The 5,168-nt window shown below is 53.1% G+C and carries 7 protein-coding genes and 1 pseudogene; 2 read left to right on the top strand and 6 right to left on the bottom strand.

Annotation, left to right across the window (positions count from 1 at the left end; translation table 11 throughout):
- From PUT78_RS22945 to PUT78_RS23950, 5 genes and pseudogenes are all read right to left on the bottom strand, one after another.
- Window positions 1-152, bottom strand: a pseudogene (locus tag PUT78_RS22945) (IS5/IS1182 family transposase); the annotation flags it as partial.
- A 416-nt stretch (window positions 153-568) separates the two neighbouring features.
- The gene (locus tag PUT78_RS22940) at window positions 569-1,777 is read right to left on the bottom strand and encodes a pentapeptide repeat-containing protein (RefSeq protein WP_274354546.1); all 1,209 of its coding nucleotides are present in this window, start codon (window positions 1,775-1,777) and stop codon (window positions 569-571) included.
- 16 nt (window positions 1,778-1,793) lie between these two features.
- Window positions 1,794-2,549, bottom strand: a complete 756-nt coding sequence (locus tag PUT78_RS22935) for a hypothetical protein (protein ID WP_274354545.1) — start codon at window positions 2,547-2,549, stop codon at window positions 1,794-1,796.
- Between the two features lie 20 nt (window positions 2,550-2,569).
- Window positions 2,570-2,827, bottom strand: coding sequence for a hypothetical protein (locus PUT78_RS22930; protein ID WP_274354544.1), 258 nt, complete (start codon window positions 2,825-2,827; stop codon window positions 2,570-2,572).
- Window positions 2,827-3,177, bottom strand: coding sequence for a DUF4145 domain-containing protein (locus PUT78_RS23950; RefSeq protein WP_420793558.1), 351 nt, complete (start codon window positions 3,175-3,177; stop codon window positions 2,827-2,829). Before PUT78_RS23950 ends, PUT78_RS22930 begins: the two co-directional genes overlap by 1 nt.
- Before the next feature lie 920 nt (window positions 3,178-4,097).
- Here PUT78_RS23950 and PUT78_RS22925 point away from each other — a divergent pair.
- Together PUT78_RS22925 and PUT78_RS22920 are read left to right on the top strand one after the other, a co-directional pair.
- Window positions 4,098-4,316, top strand: a complete 219-nt coding sequence (locus tag PUT78_RS22925; RefSeq protein WP_274354543.1) for an antitoxin MazE family protein — start codon at window positions 4,098-4,100, stop codon at window positions 4,314-4,316.
- Window positions 4,313-4,639, top strand: coding sequence for a type II toxin-antitoxin system PemK/MazF family toxin (locus tag PUT78_RS22920; protein ID WP_274354542.1), 327 nt, complete (start codon window positions 4,313-4,315; stop codon window positions 4,637-4,639). Before PUT78_RS22925 ends, PUT78_RS22920 begins: the two co-directional genes overlap by 4 nt.
- Window positions 4,640-4,956: 317 nt before the next feature.
- On the opposite strand, the gene PUT78_RS22915 is transcribed toward PUT78_RS22920, so the two are convergent.
- Window positions 4,957-5,168, bottom strand: a 212-nt coding sequence (locus tag PUT78_RS22915) for a hypothetical protein (RefSeq protein WP_274354327.1), incomplete at its 5' end; no start/stop codon positions are given.

Genomic DNA, 5,168 nt, shown 5'->3' with positions numbered 1-5,168 from the left:
AACACCGCGGGGCGACCTGGGCTGCCGTCATGAGGCGCGAGCCAGGTCATCTCCTTGTCCAGCCAGATCAGTAGCGATCCGCGCTTGCGAAGCGAAGCCGTGTAGCTGGACCAGTTCGTCGTGCGGTTGCGGGCGGGTGTAGGCTTGCTCATGCACCCCCTCTAACCGCATGGATTCACGATGTGAATCCTTCGCATACAGAGTTCTGCAACAACGCCGGTCGGATGCCAAGCCTTCAAGGTGTGTAGTATGAGGTAATCTTTTCGCTGCAGCACCAGTTGAGCAGCGGCTCTTAGGACAGCTGAGCCGCAGAATCTTTGGGTTTACTCTGGACTTGTCGCGGTTTGGTGTCACTCCTTTGAACACGTAATGTGCAGCAAAGGAGATGAACGATGGGCACAGGCAGAACGGATGTCGCTATCACGATAACCTTCGACAATTGCTTGGGTTTTGAAAGAGCTTTTTTGGTAACGCCAGAAGAGAGGGATTGCGTTACTCCACAAACGAGAGTTATGGTCGGTGAATCAACCTGAGAGCGGCTATCGATTGATAGCGATACTTCCTCATTTTATTTCCGCGCCATTCCATGGGCGATGCGCCCTTCAACCTTACGCCTATGATCCGCGTTTTTAGATTTCAGGCGGGCGAGTGCTTTCTTATATCTTTCTGGCTGGTCAGTTGCGAAAAATAACTTGATAACGGGAGTAGCACAAAGAACCTCTTCCTGGCGTGCTATGACCATCGTAGCGTCCTTAACGGAGATGGCTCCTCTCCTGCTAGAGTCTGAAGGATTTTCACCTTTTATGCGCCGCTCGTTTTCATATGCCCGCTGCTTTAGGGTAGTCGCTATCTGGGCAGCTAATCCCTCGACAAGCAGCTCATTGTAATCCAAGATGTTGTTTATAGATACGTCAGACAAGGATGCGTTGAGGTTGATCACGCTTAAGCTTCGGCGGTCGAGAGAAAGCGCGGAAGTCATGAGGAGTCGTTGCCTGATATTTCGATTGGCATCGTTCATAAATGATGATCGAAGTTGGGCAAAGTTTGACAAAAAGAAACTCGTTCGCGACAGAGTAAGGAACGCTGTTTCCCTTACCTGTTCATTCTGGGCTTTCGTCAGTGTCAACAGGGCCTGACCGACGAGCTGATCGCCACCATACATGCTGCCTGCAATGAATATGAACTTTTGCATCACAGGGGTGTTGCGGACGTGACGCGCCAGCACATCTAAAAGCAGTTCTCGTAAACTTTCAGGCGAACGTGTGATGCCCCTGAGGTTATAAAATAGGTCAGCCCTCTTCGTCAGGTCAATTTCGTCTGTTAGCAATTTTTGGCACAATATTGTGACGGTTTCGTCGTCTGCCTTCCGTAATATAGGGTGACGATCCAAGCCGTCTGCCAAGCGCGAATGTATCCAATTTGATACTTCATATGGATCGCCAACCCTAAGCGCCTCATACATGATGCTGGCACCGCGCTTGCTAAGAAATAGCAGGCGTTCCCGCCTATATGTTGCGAAGCAGGAACCCTGAACATCAGCCATCTCCAAAATCGTCGTATCATCGAAAATCACATCTGTGCCGTAGCAGTCACGCAGGTCGGCACCAGTAAAATCGAATCCGCGCAGGTCAGCATTCGAGAAGTCAACCTCACGCAAGTTACTAAATACGAAGTCCTGAGATGGGTCGAGTCGCAGTAACTTGACCAAATCGCAGAAGCCGCCCGTTGTACCGGCTATTGCCTCGAAAACGTCGGGGAGGTCCGAGCTGGACAACATCTCGGCAACGCTTGCTTTATTCCTCACCCGCCACCTCGCTGAAATGTTCAGAAAGTTTAATCTCACCTCGGTAGTTTTTACCCCAGTTTAAGGCCGTACTTAGGGACTTTGCGATGAAAATGTCTAGGAGTCGCCGTTGGTTAGTGCTCAGCCTACCGAAGAACGTTCGTGACGATGCGTCCGATATTATTTGCTTTATATCAAGATCGCGCTGTTTCACAGTGACCCAAGCACGAAACGATGCCCGGTTGGCTCGATCTGATTTTTGCATCCTTACTAAATCGTCGCCCTCTAAATATGTACCGTCAAGAGGAACGCCATCCGGCTCGCTGACTTCCCATCTCAGGTTGGGCAGCGCTCGGACGCGCAGATGCACAAAGTTGTCGCTTACTTCGATGGCCGTGTCAGCCTCAGAGGAACCGTGGATAGTACCACCGACAGTAACATTGGCCGAAAAGTCGCCGCTCAGGCACCCGCCCGCCTCGAATCTACTTCCGCTACTGGTTTGTTTCCTAATACTCTTTGTGATGGAAACTGCGTTACTTTTCCGAGGCTCCCCGTACCTAGTTCCTGGGGCGGGTGATAAGCCCTCTAACTCAACTGAAATCACCGCTTTGGAGATTGATATCTGGCATTCTTCATCGCCGATTGGGATATCCCCTCTGAAAAGCCTGAACTCAGCAATACAGCGCAGCTCTCCATCCCTGTCCTCAGGTTGATTTATTCGAATCTCTAGCTCACAAATTTCAGGAATGCTGTTTGTCGTATCCATCTAAGCCCTTTATTATATGACTATAAAACACAAACTATAACCTTGCCCATTGCTTTATATGACGCAGCAAAGACGCCCCTCGATACCTGCCTGGAATTTTTTGATGGGTCTTTGGCATGCGCAAAAGCGTATCCATCGACCTTATGCACCTCGCAGAATTCGAGTCCCTTGGCTCTTGCAGCCGCGCAGAAAATTTCGACATCCCCCACATCGAAGATCAGCTTCGCGAGAACCTGACCTTCTCTTTGTTTCGATGCTGCGGGAAGTTTGATCCGCATCAGCTGCGGCCTCTGCCTGGAACTCGCCCCCTAAGTTGCTCGCTCTCGCTTCGCAAAAAAAATGTTCTGTGTATGAACTGTTCCAGTACGTCCATCATCGTCCGCAAGTCGTCAGATGAGGGTGACCAGCCTCTATGTGCGGCGGCGCTGCCTGCATCGACCAGTGCAGCGAGAATTTCTTTCTCAGTGGCGCCGATACGCCCATCCTCCAGCAACGCTCCCAGTTTCCGAGCAAATGATAGGCCGGTGTCTACTCCGACAAGCTCGGTAACGCGGTCAAAGCAAGTTCGGACACCGATACCTGCTAGGACAACAAGGCCGTTGTCGAGAGCGGTGTAAAGCTCTGTCATCAGGTCTTTTAGCCGAGGATCGGTGCCCGACAACTGTGAGAACCAAGGGGGGCGAGCCCTAGCTTCCGCTGTCGGCCAATAGCGATCATGTGTGACTTGCGCGAGTTGAACGTCCCCAGTTGACGGATCGTAAACCTCCTCTGTCTCCTTCGAGAAGTAGAACTGTTCCCTATAAAATATGCCTGAGCAGCCGCAACATTGCAGCACATAACCTGTTGTGCAGTCGTAGACTTGTCCCGAGCACTCTGTGTAGTCGACAGTTTCTGAGTGCATGCCGCGCACAAAACAATTGCGATTTCCACCACACTTTGGGCAGGGTGCACGCGTTAACTGTTGAGCCAGCGCACTCAAGAGTGCCCTCTTAAACTAACCCCGGCACCGCTATCATTCTTCGGTGTGGATTCGTCGCCGATGCCTTTCCAAGCCATCTCACGCTCTTTCTCATAGCCATCTCGCATCATCGCCCTTTTTCGATAGAAAAGCTACACCTGCTGATCAGTGCCTGAATGGGCAAAACGATCGAACAGATCCGGATTGGGAAAACCAGGCTAAAGCTTAGTGCTGCAAGCACGCATGCGAGATTTGGACCTGATCCGCTGATCACCATCCCGGCCCGCGGCTTTTGGAAGTGCCGCATCTTAAGGCCTGACAAAAGTTCGCACTCGATCACACGCCAATAGGGTCAAAAACTTCTTGCACTACGGGCGGCAACCACAAAAGCTTTACGCTAAAAGCTTGCATGATGATGAGAGCGGACGTTGGTGGAGAGCGCCGGCCAGGTCGCGCTGATCCGGTCCTTGCTCCACCGTCTGAGCTACGCCACTGACAAGCGCCTGATCTGCACAGCCCTTCAGATATCCGCTCCGACAGATTGAAATCTTCCGCCAGTCATGTTACATGTAACGCGAAAGGACGTAATCATGCCAACACCGACTTCAGAACGTGTTCAGAAGCGCCGCGATGCCTTGCGCGCCGCCGGACTGCGGCCCGTGCAGATCTGGGTGCCGGACACACGCCGCCCCGGCTTTGCCGCTGAATGCCGCCGCCAGGCAGCACTTGTCGCGGCAGCCGACCAGAACGATACTGACCTGTCGGATTTCATGGACGCCGCCCTGTCTGACCTGGACGACTGGACTTGAGGCGCGGGGATCTGGTGACTGTCTCCCTGCAGGGAGACTATGGCAAACCACGGCCCGCCCTCGTCATCCAGGCGGATCAGTTTACCGGGCTGGGATCGGTCGTGATCCTGCCGCTTACCTCAACCATCATCGATGCACCCCTACTGCGCCTGACCCTGGAGCCTTCTGCGGTCAACGGCCTGCGCAGGCCCTCCCAGATCATGCTGGACAAGCCCATGACCGTGAAAGCTGACAAAGCGGGCCCCGCTTTCGGGCATGTCGATGATGCCGCCATGGTCAGCGTGAACCGCTCACTGGCACTGTTTCTGGGGCTGGCCGGATGAAACACGCGGATTTCTCTGTCGGATGTGAATTCAGAAATGATGGTGGGGTCTGGCGCTGCACCGATATCGGGACCCGGACAATTATCGCCATCAGGATTTCGGATTATGATGACACATCATGGTTTAACGGCCCGCCTTATGCCGTCTGTGAAACCGTCTTTGATGAAAATGACCTGGAAGCCTGCACCTTGAGCGGAGCGTGAAAGAAAGAGCGGTTTCTGTCTGAACGGGTTCCGGCCTGGCCGGAAGCCAGCTGGTGATCAGGGCCTGCGCGATCCGCGCTTCGGATACTTCACTATATATGATAATGTCCTTTATCATATGTAGAGGGAGGCGATATGGAGCGACAGCCAGCTGACCAGGTGATCCGCGATTGCCGGACAACATCCGACAAAATCCGTGCGCTGATCCGCGCCGGTTACCTCCGTACGGAAGTCGCCAGGCTGCTCGATGTTCGTTATCAGCGTGTCCGCAAGGTACTCGTAGATGCTGGCATTACGGAGGGTCTGAGGCAGTCCGCCCGGTTTGA

It is taken from the genome of Roseinatronobacter alkalisoli, assembly GCF_028745735.1.
Lineage (GTDB): Bacteria > Pseudomonadota > Alphaproteobacteria > Rhodobacterales > Rhodobacteraceae > Roseinatronobacter > Roseinatronobacter alkalisoli.
Note: the sequence above shows the minus strand (reverse complement) of the source record. Positions and strands in the feature narration are given on the sequence as shown.

What these genes read in the sequence shown, in the direction of transcription:
- PUT78_RS22940 (WP_274354546.1), bottom strand. Translation starts at nt 1,777, where the DNA reads ATGTTGTCCAGCTCGGACCTCCCCGACGTTTTCGAGGCAATAGCCGGT.
- PUT78_RS22935 (WP_274354545.1), bottom strand. Translation starts at nt 2,549, where the DNA reads ATGGATACGACAAACAGCATTCCTGAAATTTGTGAGCTAGAGATTCGA.
- PUT78_RS22930 (WP_274354544.1), bottom strand. Translation starts at nt 2,827, where the DNA reads ATGCGGATCAAACTTCCCGCAGCATCGAAACAAAGAGAAGGTCAGGTT.
- PUT78_RS23950 (WP_420793558.1), bottom strand. Translation starts at nt 3,177, where the DNA reads ATGACAGAGCTTTACACCGCTCTCGACAACGGCCTTGTTGTCCTAGCA.
- PUT78_RS22925 (WP_274354543.1), top strand. Translation starts at nt 4,098, where the DNA reads ATGCCAACACCGACTTCAGAACGTGTTCAGAAGCGCCGCGATGCCTTG.